Source organism: Acinetobacter sp. WCHAc060033 (assembly GCF_004209125.1).
GTDB classification, from domain to species: domain Bacteria; phylum Pseudomonadota; class Gammaproteobacteria; order Pseudomonadales; family Moraxellaceae; genus Acinetobacter; species Acinetobacter wuhouensis.
This window is the reverse complement of record NZ_SGSW01000121.1, coordinates 1-2,162: the sequence shown is the minus strand read 5'-3', so window position 1 is coordinate 2,162 and position 2,162 is coordinate 1. Positions and strand designations below refer to the sequence as shown.

At 51.4% G+C, this 2,162-nt stretch carries 4 protein-coding genes and 1 pseudogene; 3 read left to right on the top strand and 2 right to left on the bottom strand.

Annotated elements, in window-relative coordinates; genetic code table 11:
* Positions 1-123 precede the first annotated feature (123 nt).
* The 3 genes from merD to EXE10_RS20675 all read left to right on the top strand — a co-directional run bounded on the left by merD (position 124) and on the right by EXE10_RS20675 (position 1,000).
* Entirely contained in the window at positions 124-489 is a 366-nt protein-coding gene (merD, locus tag EXE10_RS20690; protein WP_033917457.1) for a mercury resistance co-regulator MerD, read from the top strand.
* Positions 486-722, top strand: a complete 237-nt coding sequence (gene merE / locus EXE10_RS20685) for a broad-spectrum mercury transporter MerE (protein ID WP_001087807.1) — start codon at positions 486-488, stop codon at positions 720-722. Before merD ends, merE begins: the two co-directional genes overlap by 4 nt.
* A 65-nt stretch (positions 723-787) precedes the next feature.
* Positions 788-1,000 carry a DUF3330 domain-containing protein gene (locus tag EXE10_RS20675; RefSeq protein ID WP_000993245.1) on the top strand — a complete coding sequence of 71 codons (213 nt, stop codon included), beginning with the start codon at positions 788-790 and terminating at the stop codon, positions 998-1,000.
* A gap of 79 nt (positions 1,001-1,079) precedes the next feature.
* On the opposite strand, the pseudogene EXE10_RS20670 reads toward EXE10_RS20675, so the two are convergent.
* A pseudogene (locus EXE10_RS20670) lies at positions 1,080-1,703 on the bottom strand (IS5 family transposase); the annotation flags it as partial.
* Between the two features lie 45 nt (positions 1,704-1,748).
* Positions 1,749-2,162, bottom strand: a 414-nt coding sequence (locus tag EXE10_RS20665) for a recombinase family protein (protein WP_130114576.1), incomplete at its 5' end; no start/stop codon positions are given.

The following is a 2,162-nucleotide window of genomic DNA, read 5'->3' as shown; positions in this document are numbered from 1 at the left end:
GTGCCGAAGTTGTGGGCGTCGAAGAGGCCTTTCGCCTTGGGCAAGAGCTTGCTCGACAGCTGTCATCGCCTAGCGGGACGTAACTGTCCTGTGCTGCGCAGGGTGAGGAAAAGGAGGTGTTCAGTGAGCGCTTATACAGTTTCCCGCTTAGCACATGACGCGGGCGTGAGTGTGCATATCGTGCGCGACTACCTGCTGCGTGGATTGCTGCGGCCGGTGGCGTGCACCCCAGGCGGCTACGGCCTGTTCAACGATGCCGCCTTGCAACGGCTACGCTTCGTGCGGGCCGCCTTCGAAGCGGGCATCGGCCTGGATGTGCTGGCGCGGCTGTGCCGGGCGCTGGATGCTGCGGACGGTGACGGTGCGTCTGCGCAGCTTGCCGTGTTGCGGCAACTCGTCGAGCGTCGGCGCGAGGCCCTGGCCAGCCTCGAAATGCAACTGGCCGCCATGCCAACCGAACCGGCACAGCACGCGGAGAGTCTGCCATGAACAGCCCAGAGCACTTGCCGTCTGAGACGCACAAACCGATCACCGGCTACTTGTGGGGCGCGCTGGCCGTGCTCACCTGTCCCTGCCATTTGCCGATTCTCGCCATTGTGCTAGCCGGCACGACGGCCGGCGCGTTCATCGGGGAGCACTGGGGTATTGCAGCCCTCACGCTGACCGGCTTGTTTGTCCTGTCTGTGACGCGGCTGCTGCGGGCCTTCAAGGGAAGATCATGACCGCTTCCCAGCCAGCCGAGAGTGGGCAGCTTTGAGCTTCGCTACCAATCTGGAGGAGTACCACCATGAACGCAAACGCCCCGAACACTGCCAGTTGCACCACCTGCTGCGTATGCTGCAAAGAAATTCCGCTCGATGCCGCCTTCACCCCGGAAGGCGCGGAATACGTCGAACATTTCTGCGGGCTGGATTGCTATGAACGCTTCCAGGCACGCGCCAAGGCCGCGACAGAATCTGACATTGCGCCTGTCCCTGGCGGTTCGCAGCCGTCAGATTGAGGCATTCTTCAAATTAACATAGGGACTGGCTTTGTTGCATAAAGGTTTGAAAGATAGAGCGATCCTAATTGAGCCAAATTCAAGTGACAACTTGGGTGTGAGGGCGCCCCAATTCTGTGAATTTGTTCAAGACGGCTACGCGTGCATGAATCTCATTCACCTGACTAGGAAAACTCCTTGCTGTTAATTTATCGCCTAATAATTTGATGCAATGCATCTTGGTTTCCACCAAACTTCGACGATGATAACCAGACCACTTTTTCCAAAGTGACCTTCCTAGCAGTTTGACTGTTTTCAATAACTCATTTCGTTCTATAGACCTGACTTGCTGATCTTTCCAAGGCTTTGCATTCTTCCTGGGTGGAATGACCGCATGTGCATCACGATTTAAAATGACTTGTCGGCAGTGCTTTGTGTCATAAGCACCATCTGTATAGACTGAATCAATTCGTTCATCCAAGGGAACTTGAGAAAGTAAATCTTCGAGCACTTGTGAATCGCTGACATTATTTGTCGTGAGTTGTACTGCACGTATTTGAAGGGTTTCAGCTTCTATAGCAATATGGAGCTTACGCCATTGGCGACGATATTCAGATCCATGTTTCTTGCATTTCCATTCACCTTCACCTAGAAACTTCAAGCCAGTAGAGTCCACGAGTAGATGCAGACCATCTCTACTTTTTTGGTAGCTAATTGTAATATCTGAATAGCCACTGATTTTGTAGGCACCTTTCAGTCCATCTAGTGACTAATTAATTTGTTTTAAATACCGATAGACAGCCTGTCTACTGATACCAAACGCTTTTGCCAGATCAACTTTTGATGAATACTTCCCTTCTTTCCAGGCTTGCAGTAATGCTTTAGCTTGATCTGGATTCAATTTATGGACACGACCTTTATATTTGCCCTGAGCTGCTGCGATCTTAATCCCTTCTTTCTGACGTTCTAAGATAATTTCCCGCTCGAATTGAGCAAAAGCACCCATCAGTTGCAGCATCAAATTATCCATCGGCGTGGATTGGGCAGTAAAAGTAATATTCTCTTTTACAAACTGGATGGCGATCCCTCTTTTGACCAGTTTATCTACTTCAGTGACCAAATCTTTTAGACTTCGTGCAAAACGATCCATGGAATGTACAATCACCCTATCCCCTTCCCGGAC

Excerpts from the sequence above, each read along its gene's own strand:
- merE (WP_001087807.1), top strand. The coding sequence starts at position 486 with ATGAACAGCCCAGAGCACTTGCCGTCTGAGACGCACAAACCGATCACC.
- EXE10_RS20675 (WP_000993245.1), top strand. The coding sequence starts at position 788 with ATGAACGCAAACGCCCCGAACACTGCCAGTTGCACCACCTGCTGCGTA.